This is a genomic window from Candidatus Avedoeria danica, from assembly GCA_016703025.1.
Taxonomy (GTDB): domain Bacteria; phylum Chloroflexota; class Anaerolineae; order Epilineales; family Epilineaceae; genus Avedoeria; species Avedoeria danica.
Genome location: JADJCV010000004.1, coordinates 504,183 through 519,908 on the forward strand (window position 1 = coordinate 504,183; position 15,726 = coordinate 519,908).

Here is a 15,726-nt window from a genome sequence, read left to right on the forward strand (position 1 = left end):
GGACGATGACGACCGAACCCACAGGGCCGACCGGGAATGCCGCCGCCGCCGACGTTGCGACGCCGGCGGCCGGGTCGCCGCCGATCAAGGCGTACGGCGCCGGCGATCCCGCCTTGGCCGCCTACGTCGAGTCCGTGTTCGCGCCCGAGGACGGCGTCCTGCGCGCCGCCCGCGAGCGCTCCGCCGCCGCCGGTCTGCCGCTCATCCACGTCGGCGCGATGGACGCGCGCCACCTCGAGGTCGTGACGCGCGCTGTCGGGGCGGTGAAGGCGGTCGAAATCGGCACGCTCGGCGGCTACTCGGGCATCGCGATCGCCCGCGGCCTGGCGCCCGGCGGGCACCTCTGGACGCTCGAACTGGAAGCCGAGCGCGCCGAGCTGGCGCGGGCAAACTTCGCGGCGGCGGGCGTCGCCGACCGCGTAACCGTCGTCGTCGGCCCGGCGCTGGACAACCTGCCGGCGCTGGCGGCCGACGGCCCGTTCGACCTCGTGTTCATCGACGCGGACAAGGGCGGCTACGGCGCGTACCTGGACTGGGCGGCGGACCACCTGCGCCCGGGCGGCGTCGTCCTCGGGGACAACGCGTTCGCGTGGGGGGGCGTCGTGGGGGACGAAGCGCCGAGCGATGACGCGGCGGCGATAAAGGCGTTCAACGCGCGGCTGGCGGGGGACGGGCGGTGGCGGGCGACGATGTGGCCGACGGCGGAGGGGCTGGCGATGGGGGTGCGGGTGTAGGGCCTGGCGCGGGCCGCCGTTTCATTGCCCCCCCGCCTCATTCCCATATACTTACCAAGGTTCGGCGGCCGGTGAGGGCGGCCGAGCCTTGTCTCGTCGCGAGAGGGGGAGAAACCGCATGGCCAGTATGCGCACGGCCGGCACGCTGCCGCGCCCGGGGCTTTGGCGTCGCCTGCTCGGCATCCTGCGCTACCGCGGGCACGAGGGGCAGTGGTCGTGGATGCTGCACCGGGCGGCCGGGCTCGGCATCATCCTGTTCCTCTATCTCCACATCTTCGACATCTGGCTGATCGGGCTGGGCGAGGAAACGTTCAACGACTTCCTCTTCCTCTACAGCCACCCGGTGTTCAAGGTGTTCGAGACGTTCCTCATCTTCGGCGTGCTGTTCCATGCCGTGAACGGCGCGCGGATCATCCTGGTGGACCTCGTGCCCGGGATGACCCGACACCAGCGCAAGCTCGTCTACATCGAGACAGCCATCATGCTCACCGTCCTCGTCCCGACCGTCTGGGTCACCCTCGAATCCTTGTTTCGCTGAACGCGGAGGTGAGCGTGAGCATTTACCGCACCCCGCGCGCCGAGCGCGTGCGCGCGCAAGGCAACTTCGAACTGTACGCATGGTTCTTCATGCGCGTCAGCGGCCTCGTCCTGTTGTTCATCGCCGTGTTCCATCTGCTCTACATGCACTTGTACGCGCGGGTCGAGACGATCGACTACGCCTGGGTCGTGCAGCGCTGGTCGAATCCGGGGTGGCGGCTGTACGACTGGCTGCTCCTGACGTTCGCGCTGTCGCACGGCACGAACGGCGTGCGGACCGTGATCGACGACTACGTGCCGCGCGGCCTCGGCAACGTCGTCTGCAAGTGGACGGCGTTCGGCTTGGCGCTCTTCTTCTTCGTCATGGGCACCCAGGTCATCCTGACCACCAAGGTCCCGGCAGCCGCGCTGGCGCTGCTCCGCCTCGTCGCCTAATCGAACCGCCGCGCGGCGGGCCGTTGTCCGGCGCCGCGTGTCAGGGGGAATCGTGACCGTTCAACACCACTTCGACGCCGTCATCGTCGGCGCCGGCGGCGCCGGGCTGATGGCCGCGCTGAACGCGTCCAAGCACGCCCGCATCGCCGTGATCTCCAAGCTCTACCCCAGCCGCTCCCACACCGGCGCGGCGCAGGGCGGCATCGCGGCGGCGCTCGGCAACGTCGAGGAGGACCACTGGGAGTGGCACGCCTTCGACACCGTCAAGGGCGGCGACTACCTGTGTGATCAGGACGCTGTCGAGGTCATGTGCCACGACGCCGTCGAGGCCGTCATCGAACTCGAGCACGCCGGGCTGCCGTTCAACCGCACGTCGGCGGGCAAGATCGACCAGCGCCGCTTCGGCGGCCACACCCGCCCGGCGCCGACGGACGACAACCCGGACCACCGCGTCGCCGTCCAGCGCGCGTGCTACGCCGCCGACCGCACCGGTCACATGATCCTCCAGACGCTCTACCAGCAGTGCATCAAGCACGGCGTCCAGTTCTTCGACGAGTTCCAGGTCGTGGACATCATCGTGAAGAACGGCGCCTGCCTTGGCGTCGTCGCCTACGAGATCGACTCGGGCGAGATCCACGTCTTCCGCTCGCGCGCGACGATGTTCGCCACCGGCGGCTTCGGCCGGATGTGGAAGGTGACCAGCAACGCCTACTCGCTGACCGGCGACGGCAACGCGATTGCGCTCCGGCGCGGCGTGCCGATGGAGGACATGGAGTTCTACCAGTTCCACCCGACCGGCATCTACAAGCTCGGCGTCCTGCTGACGGAGGGCGTGCGCGGCGAGGGCGGCATCCTGTTGAACAAGGACGGCGAGCGCTTCATGCCGCGCTACGCGCCCAGCATCAAGGACCTCGCCAGTCGGGACGTCGTCAGCCGCGCGATCTTCCAGGAGGTCAGGGCCGGCCGCGGCATCGACGGCAAGGACTACGTCTACCTCGACATCCGCCCCGAGGTCGTCAACCGGTACTTCGACGAGGACGGCGCGAAGAACGTGGACGGCACGCCGCGCCGCATCACGGCCGAGGACGTGAAGAAGAAGCTGCCGGACATCTCCGACTTCGTCGAGACCTACCTCGGCATCGACCCCGTCACCGCGCCGATGCCGATCCAGCCGACGGCCCATTACGCGATGGGCGGCATCCCGACGGACATCGACGGCCGGGTCGTCATCGACGAGCGGAACACCGTCATGCCCGGGCTCTACGCCGCCGGCGAGTGCGCCTGCGTCAGCGTGCACGGCGCGAACCGCCTCGGAACGAACTCGCTCGTCGACCTCGTTGTCTTCGGACGGCGGGCCGGCAAGGCGATGATCGCCGATCTTGACGGCCTGCCGACGGACGACCTGCCCGCCGACGCAGCCGAATACACCGCCGAAGCCCTCGCCCGCCTGCTGGCGGACGGCGGCACGGAGCGCGTGGCCATCCTGCGCCGCGAGCTGCAGCAGTTGATGACGGACGATGTCGGCGTCTACCGCAACGCCGCTGACCTGACGAAGGCCGTCGCCGGGATCCGGGTGCTCCAGGAGCGCTACAAGCACGTGGCCATCGACGACCACGGCAAGCGCTTCAACCAGGACCTCCTCGAGGCATGGGAGCTCGGATGCCTGCTCGACTTGGCCGAGGTGACGGCCGTGGCAGCCCTCGAGCGCCAGGAGAGCCGCGGCGGCCACGCCCGCGAGGACTTCCCGGACCGCGACGACGAGGCCTGGCTCAAGCACTCGTTGGGCTACCAGACCGCTCAGGGCGTCGAGATGCGCTACAAGCCGGTCACGATCACGAAGTACCCACCGAAGGCGAGGGTGTACTAGATGGATGTCCACCTCAAGGTCCGACGCTTCAACCCCGAACGGGACACCGAGCCGTGGTGGGGTGAGTACACCGTCGAGGCCGAGCCCGATGACACCGTGCTCACGGCGCTGAACATCGTGAAGTGGTACCACGACGGCACGCTGGCCGTCCGGCGCAGCTGCAACCACGGCGTGTGCGGCAGCGACGCGCTCCGGATCAACGGCCAGAACCGGCTGGCGTGCAAGACGATCCTCAAGGACGTCGGCAAGCACGTCACCGTCGAACCGATCGGCGGCCTGCCGGTGCTCAAAGACCTCATCGTCGACATGGTGCCCTTCTTCGACAGCTATCGGGCGGTCAGCCCGTTCCTGATCAACGACGAGACGCCGGGCGAGCGCGAGCGGCTGCAGTCGCCCGAGGAGCGCGAACGGTTCGACGACTCGACGAAGTGCATCCTGTGCGCGGCGTGCACGACGAGCTGTCCGTCGTTCCTGGCGAACGATCAGTTCATCGGCCCGGCGTCGATCGTGCAGGCGCACCGATTCATGTTCGACAGCCGGGACCGCGGCGCCGCCGAGCGGCTCGAAGTACTGAACGACGGCGACGGCGTCTGGCGCTGCCGCACGATCTTCAACTGCACGGAGGCCTGTCCGCGCGGCATCGAGGTGACGCGGCGGATCGGCGAGGTGAAGAAGGCGCTCTTGTTCAACAAGGTGCGCTGACGCCGATCGAGTGGGTATCGCAAGGGGTACGCGACGGGGCGCAGGCGCGCGCCGCGTAGCGCGAGCTTCCGGGTCGATCTGAAGGGTCGGCCGGCTGAACACGTTGAGGAGATGTGAGATCGTGTCTGACATTCTGATCAAGGGCCTCGACGGAGTCGTCGTCGCCCAGTCCTCCAAGAGCAAGGTGTACGGCGAGATTGGGAAGCTGATCTATGGTGGCTACGCCATCGAGGATCTGGCCGAGAACGTGACGTTCGAGGAGGTGATCCACCTTCTGTGGTACGGCGAGCTGCCGAACCAGGCGCAACTGGCCGCGCTCAAGTCGGAGCTGGCCGACCTGCGCGCAGTGCCGGACGGCGTCCTGGCCGTCCTGCGCGATCTGCCGCTCGACGCCCACCCGATGTCCGTCCTCCGGACGCTCGTCAGCGCCCTCGGCTGCCTGGACAACGCGGACGCCGAAGCCGCCGCGCGCGACGAAGCGGCCCGCTGGCGTTGCGCCAAGCGGCTCGTGGCGCGCATCCCGACGCTGATCGCCGCCCACGAGCGGCACCGCCGTGGCCAACCGATGGTCGCCCCGCGCGCCGATCTGGCGCACGCCGCCAACTTCCTGCACATGCTCCACGGCACGCCGCCCGGCCCGCGCGCCGAACGCGCGCTGGACGCCTACCTGGTCCTCCTGGCCGATCACGGCTTCAACGCCAGCACGTTCTCGGCCCGCGTGACGGTGTCCACCGAGTCCGATCCGTACTCGGCGATCACGACCGCCATCGGAACGCTCAAGGGCCCGCTGCACGGCGGCGCGAACGAACGCGTGATGGCGATGCTGGAGCAGATCGGCGACCCGTCCAGGGCCAAGGCGTTCGTGGACGAGACGTTGTCCGGCAAAGGCCGGATCCCCGGCATCGGTCACCGCGTCTACAAGACGCTTGACCCGCGCGCCGGCGTGCTGCGCCGCCTGAGCGAGGAGCTCGTGGCCGAGGTGGGCGACAGCCCCGAGCGCCGCTACCACGAGATCGCGACGAACGTTGCCGATGCCGCGGCCGCGTGGTTCGAGACGAACCGACCGGACCTGCGCCTCCACCCGAACGTCGACTTCTACTCGGCGATCGCGCTGCGCGTGGCCGGCGTCCCAACGGACCAGTTCACGCCGATGTTCGCGATGAGCCGCGTGGCCGGCTACACCGCCCACATCCTCGAGCAGTACGCGGACAACCGGTTGATCCGGCCGCGCGGGGAGTACGTCGGTCCGCTGGACCGCGTGGTGGCGCCGATCGAGGAGCGGTAATCGCTTGACCTCGCCTCTCCTCATCGGCATCAGCGGCGCCCCCGACGCCATCCAGGGCACCGGCAGCGCCGCATCGGTCCGCGCCTGCCGCGCGCTCGGCATCGACGCCCTCGAGTTGGCGTGGGTGCACAGCGTCTCGGTGAAGCCGGAGGGGGGTGCGAAGATACGGGCGGCGGCCGAGTCGATGGGCGTTCGGTTGAGCGTTCACGCGCCGTACTACATCAACCTGAACAGCCCGGAGCCGGACAAGGTGGAGGCCAGCATCGGCCGGATCGTCCTGGCGGCGCGCGGCGCGGCGTGGGTCGGGGCGCGGAACGTCGTGCTTCACCTCGGCTTCTACCACACGGGCGACCGGGCGGACGTCTACGCGCGGATGCGGGACGGCCTGCTCGAAGCGCTTTCGCGCATCGCTGATGCGGACGACATCGACCCGACGACGGTCTGCCTGCGCCCGGAGCTCATGGGCCGGGCGAGCCAGTTCGGTGACCTGGACGAGGTGCTGCGGCTCTGCCAGGACGTGCCGGGCATCGCCCCGTGTCTCGACGTGGCGCACTGGCATGCCCGCACCGGCGCCTGGAACACGGCGCACGAGTTCGAGTCGTTCTTCCGCGCGGTGCGCGATGCGCTCGGGCCGGCGGCGCTGCAGGACCTCCACATCCACATCAGCGGCATCGCCTACGGCCCGTTGGGCGAGAAGAAGCACCTGCCGTTCGCGGAGGCCGACCTCGACGTGCGCGCGTTCCTCGAAGTCGCCACCGACATGGCGCTGGCCGGCACGGCGATCGTCGAGAGTCCGGAGCGGGAGCGCGACGTGCTGTGGTTGATCGAGCGGCAGCGCGAGGCACGGGGCACGACGGCGGGCGGATCGGAGCAGACGATATGACCAGCACCGGCTTCGCCGCGTACTATCCTGTGATCGCCGCCAGCATGATGGCCGCCGTGCCGCTCTATGCCGTGCTGCGCGGCCGCGCGATCGGCCCGCCCGCGCCGCGGTCGCTCGGCCGGCACGCGGTGTGGTTCGCCGCGTTCTTTGCCGCGGCGCTGCTTGGCTTCCGCTTCGCGTCCGCCGTGTGGACGCTTCTCGTCTACAGCATCGTCATCGGTATGCTCACCGCCCCGCGTGTCCGACAGGTTGCGCAGCGTGTCCTGTACGGCAGGGCGTGGGTGGAAGCCCATCCCGAAACGGCGGCTGCCGAGGCCAAGCTGACGTTCATCCCGCTGTTTTCGGTCGCCATCGCGTCGTTCCTCTTCGCGATGCTCGCGCGGGCGTTCGAGATCGTGGCGTCCGTCACGGGACCGGGCGGCGGCAGCGGGCCGTGATCGACGATTCCCGGGTGCCCCGGCGGCTATAATCGCCCCATGACCTTCCTCCTGGACACGATCGTCTGCCCGCCCTTCGGCGAGAACACCTACCTCGTCGGCGACGCCGCCTCCGGCGAGGCCGTCGTCATCGATCCCGGCGGCCGGATCGACGAGATCGTGCGCACGGCCGAGCTGCGGGGCGTGCGGATCACGCAGATCTGGGGCACGCACAGCCACATCGACCACATGGCCGGCGTGGCCGAGCTGCAGCGGCGAACGGGCGCACCGTTCCTGTTGCACCCGGAGGCAGTGCCGATGCTCGTCGGCTTGCCCGTGCAGGCGGAGCGCTTCGGCATGCCGCCGGTGGCCGTGCCGACCGTACAGCGGCTGCTGGCAGCGGGCGACTCGGTTTCCGCCGGCCAGTACACGTTCACCGTGCGCGACACGCCCGGCCACGCGCCCGGCCACGTCACGTTCGTCGGCCGCGACGTCGAATACGAGGGCGTCACGGCCGACGTGGCGTTCTGCGGCGACGTGATCTTCCATGGCTCGATCGGCCGCACGGACCTGCCGGGCGGCGACTATGCGCTTCTCCTTGGATCGATCGAGGCGCAGATCCTCACGCTGGACGACCGAACCGTCCTGTTCAACGGCCATGGGCCGGCGACGACGGTCGGGCGGGAGCGGCGATCGAACCCGTTCGTGCTGGACTGGTTGGCCCATCATGTCGCGCGGTGACGCTGCCGCGCCGCCCGCGCTGGTGCACGTCCGGTTGTTCGCGGCCTACCGCGACGCAGCCGGCCGGTCGGAGCTGATGCGGTCGATCGCCGGGCCGGACGGCACGCCCGTAACGGTGGGCGATCTGTGGGCCGCCCTCGTCGCCGATCACCCTGCGCTGTCGAAGATGCCGCCGGCCGCCGCCGTCAATGCCGTCCTGGCCCGCTTCGAGCACGTCCTCGCGCCGGGCGACGAGGTCGCGTTCCTGCCGCCGGTCAGCGGCGGGTAGACGCGGACGATGGCGGCAGGAACCTGTTGAACCGCCTCGCGGCCCTGACCGCCGCCGACATCGACCCCCGCGCCGTCGAAGCGCTCGTCGCCCGCCCGGGCGCAGGGGCCGTTGTGACGTTCCTCGGCGTGACGCGCGACCACACCGAGGGGCGGGCCATCGACTGGCTGGAGTACGAGGCGTTCGACGAGATGGCGGTGCCGGCGTTGCAGGCGCTCGTCGACGGCGTGGCGGAGCGCTGGGCGGGGGCGACGGCGGCCGTCGTCCACCGCACGGGGCGCGTCGACATCGGCCAGGCGTCCGTCGTCATCGCGGTGGCGGCACCGCACCGGGCTGAGGCGTTCGAGGCGTGCCGGTGGGTGATCGACACGCTGAAGTCGACGGTGCCGATCTGGAAGAAGGATGTCTGGGCGGGGGGCGGGGCGTCGGCCTGGGTGGCGGGGACGGCGATGGAGGGACCGACGTGATCGCCGGCCTGCTCAGGCAACCGGCTCGGCTCCACGGCGTGATCGTCCGCTGAAGATCCGCACCGAAGCGCGCGAGCGGCGGACGCCTTCCCGGCTTGGCCCCGCCACCCGCCTGACGCCATAATCCACCCGATGAGCACGTTCCACGACCCCATCGTCGACCTCGACCTCGCGGCCCTCACCGCCGACGACGGCCGGCCGCTGCCGTTCCGCCACCGCCGCCCGCCGTGGCTGAAGGTCCGCGCGCCGTGGGGTGAGACGTTCGGGGCGGTCGAGCAGCTCATGCGGTCCAACGCGCTGCACACGGTGTGCGAGGAAGCGCGCTGCCCGAACATCGGCGAGTGCTGGGGGGCCGGCACGGCGACGTTCCTGATCATGGGCGACACGTGCACCCGCAGCTGCGGCTTCTGTGCGATCAAGACGGGCCGGCCGGGTGTGTTGGACGTCCTCGAGCCCGAGCGCGTGGCGCGGACGATCGAACGGCTGAACCTGACGCACTGCGTGATCACCTCGGTGAACCGCGACGAGCTGCCCGACGGCGGCGCCGCGATCTTCGGCCGCTCGATCGCGCGCAGCCGCGCGTTGGCGCCGCACACGTCCATCGAGGTCCTCATCCCGGACTTCTGCGGCGACCGCGCGGCGCTGCAGGTGGTGATGGACGCGCGGCCCGAGATCCTTAACCACAATTTGGAGACCGTCCCGCGCCTGTATCGCACCGTCCGACCGCAGGCCATCTACCCGCGCTCGCTCGACGTCCTGCGGTGGGCCAAGGAGATGGACCCGACCGTCCTCACGAAGACCGGCATCATGGTCGGCCTCGGCGAGACCTGGGCGGAGATCGAGACGCTGATCGGTGACCTCGTGGCCGTCGGCGTGGACATCCTGACCGTCGGCCAGTACCTCCGCCCGACCGAAGCCCACCTGCCGATCATGCGCTACTGGTCCCCCGACGAGTTCGACCGGCTGCGCGACACCGGCCTTGCCATCGGCCTGCGCTGGGTCGAGGCCGGTCCGCTCGTGCGCAGCTCCTACCGCGCCGAACAGCAGGTGGCCCACCTGTCCGCGCGCAGCCCGCACGACGGCATGCGCCGCACCGCCGCGGAGCTGCGCCATCTGGCCCGCGTCGCTGCCGACGACGATCACGGGCACCCATCGCACCCGTCGCCCGCAGCCGCGACCGCCGAGATCACGCTCTTCGACGCCGCCGGGGCATGATCGACCTCCACACCCACACGACCGCTTCCGACGGCACGCTCACGCCCCCCGAACTCGTTGCCCACGCCGCCGCTGCCCGCCTGCTCACGCTGGCCATCACCGACCACGACACGACGGACGCCATCGCACCGGCCGCCGCCGCCGCCGAGGCGCACGGGATCACGCTGATCGCCGGCGTCGAGCTCGGCACGGAGGATGAGCGGGGGGAGCACGACATCCTCGGCTACTTCGTCGATGTCGCCGATCCGCCCTTCCAGTCCCTCCTCGAGACGATCCGCGCCCACCGCCACGTCCGCGCCGTCGCCATCGTCGAGCGCCTTCGCGCCGCCGGTGCCCCGCTCGCCATCGACGACGTGCTGGCCCTGTCCGACGGCGGTGCGATCGGCCGGCCGCACGTCGCGCGCGCGCTCGTGGCGATCGGCTGGGCGGAGGACGTGTCCGATGCGTTCAACCGCTTCCTCGGCACCGGCCGCCCGGCGCACGTCGGGCGCTACCGCCTCTCGCCGGCCGAAGCGTGTGCGGCCATCCGCGCTGCCGGCGGCGTGCCCGTCCTGGCCCACCCGACCCCGCCCGGCAACCCATGGTCCGACCCCAAACGGCTGCGGACGATGCTCGGACCGCTCGCCGACGCCGGCCTTGGCGGTCTCGAGTGCTATTACACCGGCTACACCGCCCGCGTGAACCGCTGGCTGGCCGTGCTGGCCGACCACTTCGGGCTCGTGCCCTCCGGCGGCAGCGATTTCCACGGTCCGCACCGTCCGCGCAGCGTGCTCGGCGCGGTGCGCGTGCCCGAGGACACCGTCGAGCGGCTGCGCGCGGCGGCGGGTCCGGTGCCGGGGGACCGGCCGAGAGCCCGCCAGTGAGCGTCCCGCTCGGCGTGCCAGGGCACGTGAACGGATCCCGCCTGATCCTCGGCATCGAGACGTCGTGCGATGAGACCGCCGCCGCCGTCGTCGAGGCGGGCCGCGTCGTCTGGTCGAACGTCGTCGCCAGCCAGGCGATGCTGCACGCCCCGTACGGCGGCGTCTTCCCCGAGGTCGCAAGCCGCCAGCACGTCCGCGACATCGCACCCGTGATCGAGGCGGCGCTGCTGGACGCGGGGATCACGTTGGCCGATGTCGAGGCGATCGCCGTCACGACCGGTCCCGGCCTCGCCGGCGCGCTGCTCGTCGGCGCCAACGCCGCCAAGGGCCTCGCGATCGCGACCGGCAAGCCGCTCATCGCCGTGAACCACCTGGCCGGCCATCTGGCCTCCAACTGGCTGCACGCGGACGGCGTCCTGCATGAGCGCCCGGCGGGCCGCGGCGTCGGCGGCCCGGACGTGGACGAAGCGGGTGCGGATGGGGCTGCCTTCGACGGCGACGCCAAGCCGCGGCGCGACCTCGATCCGGCGACGCTGCCGACCCCGCCGCTCCCCCACCTCGCCCTCATCGTCTCCGGCGGCCACACCCACCTCTTCTGGGTCCGCGCGCTCGGCGACATGACGCTCATCGCGGCCACGCGCGACGACGCGGCCGGCGAGGCGTTCGACAAGGCCTCCCGCATCCTCGGCCTCGGCTATCCCGGCGGCCCGGCCGTCCAGCGCGCCGCCGAAGACGGGGATCCGTCGCGCTTCCCGCTGCCCGTCGCCCGCACGGACGACGGCGACTGGAGCTTCAGCGGCTTGAAGACGGCCTTGGCGCGCCGGGTAGCACAGCTGTCGGTAGCACAGCTGTCGGCGGCACCACCGTCCACGAATGCCGATGATCCGCCCCGTCCCCTCCCGGTCGCCGATCTGGCCGCGTCCTTCCAGGCCGCCGTCGTGCGCGCCATCACGGAGCGGCTGCAGCGGGCCGTCGCCGAGCACCCCGCGCGTGCCATCGCCGTATCGGGCGGCGTCAGCGCCAACACCGCCCTGCGCACCGCGCTCGCCACCGCGTTCGACATCCCGATCCTGTTTCCGCCGCTGGCCCTCTGCACGGACAACGCGGCGATGATCGCGGCGGCGGGGTGGTTTGCGTGGGAGCGCGGCGCGGGCGGGGATGGGCTGGGTTTCGACGTGCGGGCGGACTGGGGCTTGGGCTGAGCGCCGCGGCGGGCGACGGATCGACACCGTCCCGTTGCGCGCGCCGACCTTCGATGTGGCCGCTACCGTCCCCGGCTCCACGCCAGATACGGCGAACAGAACGGCCGATTGAACCGCCACCCCGAGCCCGGATCGTCCTCGCGGAACCCGCCGATCCCGTCCACCGGCTCGACGATCAGCCGCCACATCCGGTCGCGTCGGACGTGCCATCGGCCGTCGGGCGAGTAATCGGGCAGGAGCGTCGCGAGCGTCCGGCTTTTGGAGCGCGGCACGCTTGTGACGTTGCCGGAGTCGGCGTCGAGGATGAAGGCGATCGTCGCGTCGCCGTCCACCTGCCACGCCCCGCGCCTGCCCACGTCCTGCCCGGCCAACGGCCACGTCTCGCCGACGATGGGCGACATGCGCGACGAGTCGTTGTCGGCGCCGACGTACAGGGCCAAGCGGTGCGTGTCGGGCACCCAGCCCGCCTGCCACGCCGCACCGAACTGCCCGTCGACGGTCTGCGGCGCGTTCATCGCGACGTGCAGCTCGTCGGATTCCGGCTGCCAGGCGAGCGCAACTACGCAGTCGGACGCGTCGCCGCAGCGCGCCGCCGTCCGGAACGACGCGGCCAGCCACAGCCCGTCGTCCGACCATTCGACGCCCATGACCTCGTTCACATTGGTGAATCCCAGGACGGGATCGCGCGGTTCCATCGCCTCGGCGAGCCGGTCCATCGGCATCGTCGCCACCTCGCCCAGCGAGTCGGCGTCGAGCACGGAGACGATGTACTTGGCGACGCCGTCGTACGGGTCGAGGTTCTCGGGGCCGTCGTCTGGCGCGGGAACGTCGTCGACCTCGTTCTCTCGCGACACTTCGCCTGATGCTTCGTCGCCGTTGGTCGCTCTCGCGGCCTCGGATCGGGATATGATCCGCGCGATCCGCGTGCCGTCGGGCGACCACGCCATCGCCGCGCCGCGGACGACGTGCGCTTCGACCCCGTCCAGCGATCGCAGGATGAACCCCCGGCTGGCGCTGTCCCGAAAGGCGACGCGCGCTCCGTCGGGCGCCCACATTGGCCGGTGCCCGCGGATCGTCGAAGCCGTAGACTCGAGGTGCGAGACGTAGGCATCGGTCACGGGCCGATGAACCACGACCGTTCGCATGACCGGTCGCGCCGCGACGTCGACCGCCCACACGCCGCCAACCTCCACCATCTCGAGCGCATCGTCGATGCCCTCGCTGAACCCGGCCCATGCGATCGAGCGACCGTCGGGCGACCAGTCCAGCCACGTCACGTACAGCGAGCGGTTTCCGTCATTGGGCTGAATGGTCGTCGGCCGTTCGATTCGGTGCCACACGCCGTCGTCGGCGCGGCGACGCAGGACGGACAGGAACGCGCTTGCCTTACTTACCATGACGTCGAAATCGAGACATGCGACCGCGAGGGCCTGACCGTCCGGGCTCCATGCCGATGCCGAATGGCGCATCCCACCGCACGCCGCCTCGCCCACGCTGACGACACCGCCCTCGCGCGAGACGAGGAGACCGTCGTTCGCGTCCAACGTCCGCATGACGATCGGCTCGGCCACGAACGGCGCCTGCCGCACCGGCCAGTCGAGCGCGAACGCGAGCCCCTCGGGTCCGATCCCGTGCTCGACCGGCGGCGGGATCGAGTTGTCGTACCCGCCCCAGTCGGCGTCCGTCGTCCACGCGACCATCGCCTGCTCGAACGCCGCTTCGTCGTGCCGCAGGAGCGTCGCTGCAAAGCTGCGGGCCGCCGTCGCACGCTCACGCGGAGAAACGGCATCGGCCGTGACGCTTCGGGCGTCGAGATGCCAGAGCGTCAGGCCGAGCCGCGCGGCGGTGGGGTCGGCGATCAGGGCATCGGTCGCCTTGGCATCCGCGTCCTCGATCAGCCATGCCTCGATGAGCGCCGGGCTGAACGAGCGGTTCGCCGGCTGTCGGAAAAGGTCCGGCTGGGGCGGTTCCTCCAGGTTGGCATCGCTGAACGCGTAGTCCAACCGGTGCGCCGCCGCCCGTGCCAGGCTGAACGCCAGGAGCTGGCGCGCCGCCTCGTCGGCCGGCATCCAGCCGGCGGGTGACGAAGGCGCGGTCACGCGCTGCGCGACGTCCACCGCCGACGCGTCGGCCGTGCCGAACGCGAACCGGGCGCGCCCGCCGCAGCGACGGTGGGCAGCACAGTACCGGATGACGGCGCGGTCGGCGGCCTCGAGCGCCGGGCGGAGCACGGGGCCGTCGGCGGCGGGAAACGCGGCGTGGATTCGCTCCGCGACGAAACGCTCGAGGTCGGACGGATCGCCGATCGGGGCGTCCGCCGTGAGGGCATGAAGCCAGCGGGCGTCGTCGGACCGAACGAAGCGCTGCACCTGCACGAACCGCCCGACCCGCGCGCCGTCCGTGGCTTGGACGCGGACAGTGGCGGTGACGGCCTGCACGCTGTGCGCCGCGTCCTTGGCGGCCACGACGACGTCCTCCAACTCCGGTGGATCTTCGGTAAAGTAGAGGCCGGCATACGGACCGACGCTCTTCAGCCACCGGGCGGCAACGTCGGGCCGGCGTAGCGCCAAACGGCGGCGCTCGTCCTGCAGGCTCATGTAGAGTTCGCGGTCGCCGTCGGCCAGGGCTTCGGCTTCAAGCTGCACCACGTGCTGGACGTCGCGCTGGATCAGTCGGTGCGTCCGGTCGCCGCGATAGGCGCGCACGAGGCCGAAGAGGACGAGGACGGCGAGCGCTGCGCCGGCCGTGCGTGTCGCCCAGCGGCGGAGGCGCTCAACCGAATCGGGATGTGCCCGGAGGTCGGCGTCGCCGCCGTCGTCGCCACCGCCGCCGCCGCTTCCATGGCTGCCGTGCTCGATGTCGGCTGCCTCGCCCGCCGGCCCCCACCGGCGGCGCGCATCATCCCCATCCTCGGCGCCGTCCGCCCAGCGCGGGATCGAACGCTCGCCCTCGATTTCCCAGGCGATGCCGTCGTCGCTCGGGCGCCGCTCTGATCGACCCGTGCGTTGCTCGCCCATCGCTCGCGCCTCCGGTGCTCCGATTCCGATCGGGTCGACGGCGGACCCGCACTACGTCCAGTCGGCGTTGTCTTCGAGCGCCGCACGGACGGCGTCGGCTTCCACGGTGCGCAGCGGGCGCACGTGGCCGGCCATCGCACATGCCTGGGTGAGGGCGGCCCACTCGTGGAGCGTCAGCGTCTGCGCCCGGCGCGTTGGGTCGATTCCTGCGTCGGCGAGCGCGGCGACCGCGTCGGCGTCCGTGACATCGAGACCGGCGGCGAGGCTGTTCTTCAGCTGCTTGCGCTTCTGGCCGAAGCCGGCGCGCACGACACGGAAGAACGAGCCGATGTCGTCGACCGGCGCGGGCGGCCGTTCGTAGAGGTCGAGGCAGAGCACGGCCGACTCCACCTTGGGCGGTGGGTGGAACGCGCCCGGCGGCACGACGGCGACGCGGCGCACGGCGGCGTGGAGTTGGATCGCCACGGCCAGCACGCTGAGATTGCCCGGTGCCGCGGTGATCCGGTCGGCCACTTCCTTCTGCACCATGACGACCGCCCGAACCGGCCGCTCGCGCGCCTCGAGCAGCCGCCGCAGCACGGCCGACGTGATGTAGTAGGGCAGGTTGGCGACGACCTTGTAGTGCGGGCGCAGCGGGCCGAAGTGCGGCTGGCCGGCCGGGAGAGCCGCGTCATCCGTCGCCCCTGCGGCGACGGATGCGGAACCGTCGGCGACGCCTCCGTCGATCGGCGCCGATGCGCCGTCCGCGCCTTCGTCGAGCAGCGCCACGGGGTCGACCTTCAGGATGTCCGCGGCCACGATCGCGAGGTTCGTGCGCGCGCCCAAGCGGTTGCCGAGGATCGTCCGCATCGCCGCGTCGATCTCGACCGCCACGACCCGTCCGGCGCGCTCGCACAGCGCCTCGGTGAGTACCCCGAGGCCGGGGCCGACCTCGAGCACGGTGTCGTCCGGCGCCAGCTCGGCGGCGTCGACGATCTGCGCGAGGTAGCTCGTGTCGACGAGGAAGTGCTGGCCGAGGCGCTTGTTCGGGCGGAGGCCGTACGCTCGCAACATCGCGCTCGGCCGATCGGGGCCCGCAGCGCCGTCGGTCGCGC

16 protein-coding genes are annotated in these 15,726 nt (G+C 71.2%); 14 read left to right on the forward strand and 2 right to left on the reverse strand.

The genetic code is table 11. From position 1 onward, the window contains the following. The first annotated feature begins 5 nt into the window (after positions 1 to 5). The 14 genes from IPG72_05345 (at position 6) to IPG72_05410 (ending at position 11,615) form a co-directional block, all read left to right on the forward strand. Complete coding sequence (locus IPG72_05345) at positions 6 to 734, forward strand: O-methyltransferase (protein ID MBK6768448.1); 729 nt, start codon at positions 6 to 8, stop codon at positions 732 to 734. Between the two features lie 118 nt (positions 735 to 852). Further along, a complete protein-coding gene (sdhC, locus tag IPG72_05350) occupies positions 853 to 1,272 on the forward strand; it encodes a succinate dehydrogenase, cytochrome b556 subunit (GenBank protein ID MBK6768449.1) in 420 nt (139 codons plus the stop codon). A gap of 14 nt (positions 1,273 to 1,286) precedes the next feature. Then, complete coding sequence (locus tag IPG72_05355) at positions 1,287 to 1,706, forward strand: succinate dehydrogenase hydrophobic membrane anchor subunit (GenBank protein MBK6768450.1); 420 nt, start codon at positions 1,287 to 1,289, stop codon at positions 1,704 to 1,706. A gap of 52 nt (positions 1,707 to 1,758) precedes the next feature. Continuing rightward, complete coding sequence (locus IPG72_05360; protein MBK6768451.1) at positions 1,759 to 3,573, forward strand: succinate dehydrogenase flavoprotein subunit; 1,815 nt, start codon at positions 1,759 to 1,761, stop codon at positions 3,571 to 3,573. Further along, positions 3,574 to 4,275 carry a succinate dehydrogenase iron-sulfur subunit gene (locus tag IPG72_05365; GenBank protein MBK6768452.1) on the forward strand — a complete coding sequence of 234 codons (702 nt, stop codon included), beginning with the start codon at positions 3,574 to 3,576 and terminating at the stop codon, positions 4,273 to 4,275. A 130-nt stretch (positions 4,276 to 4,405) separates the two neighbouring features. Then, positions 4,406 to 5,560, forward strand: coding sequence for a citrate/2-methylcitrate synthase (locus IPG72_05370; GenBank protein ID MBK6768453.1), 1,155 nt, complete (start codon positions 4,406 to 4,408; stop codon positions 5,558 to 5,560). A gap of 4 nt (positions 5,561 to 5,564) precedes the next feature. Next, complete coding sequence (locus IPG72_05375; GenBank protein MBK6768454.1) at positions 5,565 to 6,443, forward strand: TIM barrel protein; 879 nt, start codon at positions 5,565 to 5,567, stop codon at positions 6,441 to 6,443. Further along, positions 6,440 to 6,880, forward strand: a complete 441-nt coding sequence (locus tag IPG72_05380) for a hypothetical protein (GenBank protein MBK6768455.1) — start codon at positions 6,440 to 6,442, stop codon at positions 6,878 to 6,880. The genes IPG72_05375 and IPG72_05380 overlap by 4 nt, the downstream gene beginning before the upstream one ends. Positions 6,881 to 6,919: 39 nt before the next feature. Continuing rightward, on the forward strand, positions 6,920 to 7,600 hold the full coding sequence (locus tag IPG72_05385) for an MBL fold metallo-hydrolase (GenBank protein ID MBK6768456.1): 681 nt from the start codon (positions 6,920 to 6,922) through the stop codon (positions 7,598 to 7,600). Next, the gene (locus tag IPG72_05390; GenBank protein MBK6768457.1) at positions 7,587 to 7,868 is read left to right on the forward strand and encodes a MoaD/ThiS family protein; all 282 of its coding nucleotides are present in this window, start codon (positions 7,587 to 7,589) and stop codon (positions 7,866 to 7,868) included. Before IPG72_05385 ends, IPG72_05390 begins: the two co-directional genes overlap by 14 nt. A gap of 26 nt (positions 7,869 to 7,894) precedes the next feature. Continuing rightward, the gene (locus IPG72_05395) at positions 7,895 to 8,335 is read left to right on the forward strand and encodes a molybdenum cofactor biosynthesis protein MoaE (protein MBK6768458.1); all 441 of its coding nucleotides are present in this window, start codon (positions 7,895 to 7,897) and stop codon (positions 8,333 to 8,335) included. Between the two features lie 132 nt (positions 8,336 to 8,467). Next, a complete protein-coding gene (lipA, locus tag IPG72_05400; GenBank protein MBK6768459.1) occupies positions 8,468 to 9,550 on the forward strand; it encodes a lipoyl synthase in 1,083 nt (360 codons plus the stop codon). Further along, positions 9,547 to 10,413, forward strand: a complete 867-nt coding sequence (locus IPG72_05405; protein ID MBK6768460.1) for a PHP domain-containing protein — start codon at positions 9,547 to 9,549, stop codon at positions 10,411 to 10,413. Before lipA ends, IPG72_05405 begins: the two co-directional genes overlap by 4 nt. After that, positions 10,410 to 11,615 (forward strand): tRNA (adenosine(37)-N6)-threonylcarbamoyltransferase complex transferase subunit TsaD, encoded by a 1,206-nt coding sequence (locus IPG72_05410; protein MBK6768461.1) that lies wholly within the window; start codon positions 10,410 to 10,412, stop codon positions 11,613 to 11,615. Before IPG72_05405 ends, IPG72_05410 begins: the two co-directional genes overlap by 4 nt. 62 nt (positions 11,616 to 11,677) lie before the next feature. On the opposite strand, the gene IPG72_05415 is transcribed toward IPG72_05410, so the two are convergent. Together IPG72_05415 and IPG72_05420 are read right to left on the reverse strand one after the other, a co-directional pair. Beyond that, positions 11,678 to 14,632 (reverse strand): PD40 domain-containing protein, encoded by a 2,955-nt coding sequence (locus IPG72_05415; GenBank protein MBK6768462.1) that lies wholly within the window; start codon positions 14,630 to 14,632, stop codon positions 11,678 to 11,680. Between the two features lie 51 nt (positions 14,633 to 14,683). After that, complete coding sequence (locus tag IPG72_05420) at positions 14,684 to 15,685, reverse strand: 16S rRNA (adenine(1518)-N(6)/adenine(1519)-N(6))-dimethyltransferase (protein ID MBK6768463.1); 1,002 nt, start codon at positions 15,683 to 15,685, stop codon at positions 14,684 to 14,686. Positions 15,686 to 15,726: the final 41 nt, after the last annotated feature.

Excerpts from the sequence above, each read along its gene's own strand:
- IPG72_05365 (MBK6768452.1), top strand. The coding sequence starts at position 3,574 with ATGGATGTCCACCTCAAGGTCCGACGCTTCAACCCCGAACGGGACACC.
- IPG72_05405 (MBK6768460.1), top strand. The coding sequence starts at position 9,547 with ATGATCGACCTCCACACCCACACGACCGCTTCCGACGGCACGCTCACG.
- IPG72_05380 (MBK6768455.1), top strand. The coding sequence starts at position 6,440 with ATGACCAGCACCGGCTTCGCCGCGTACTATCCTGTGATCGCCGCCAGC.
- IPG72_05345 (MBK6768448.1), top strand. The coding sequence starts at position 6 with ATGACGACCGAACCCACAGGGCCGACCGGGAATGCCGCCGCCGCCGAC.
- lipA (MBK6768459.1), top strand. The coding sequence starts at position 8,468 with ATGAGCACGTTCCACGACCCCATCGTCGACCTCGACCTCGCGGCCCTC.
- sdhC (MBK6768449.1), top strand. The coding sequence starts at position 853 with ATGGCCAGTATGCGCACGGCCGGCACGCTGCCGCGCCCGGGGCTTTGG.
- IPG72_05415 (MBK6768462.1), bottom strand. The coding sequence starts at position 14,632 with ATGGGCGAGCAACGCACGGGTCGATCAGAGCGGCGCCCGAGCGACGAC.
- IPG72_05420 (MBK6768463.1), bottom strand. The coding sequence starts at position 15,685 with ATGTTGCGAGCGTACGGCCTCCGCCCGAACAAGCGCCTCGGCCAGCAC.
- IPG72_05385 (MBK6768456.1), top strand. The coding sequence starts at position 6,920 with ATGACCTTCCTCCTGGACACGATCGTCTGCCCGCCCTTCGGCGAGAAC.
- IPG72_05390 (MBK6768457.1), top strand. The coding sequence starts at position 7,587 with ATGTCGCGCGGTGACGCTGCCGCGCCGCCCGCGCTGGTGCACGTCCGG.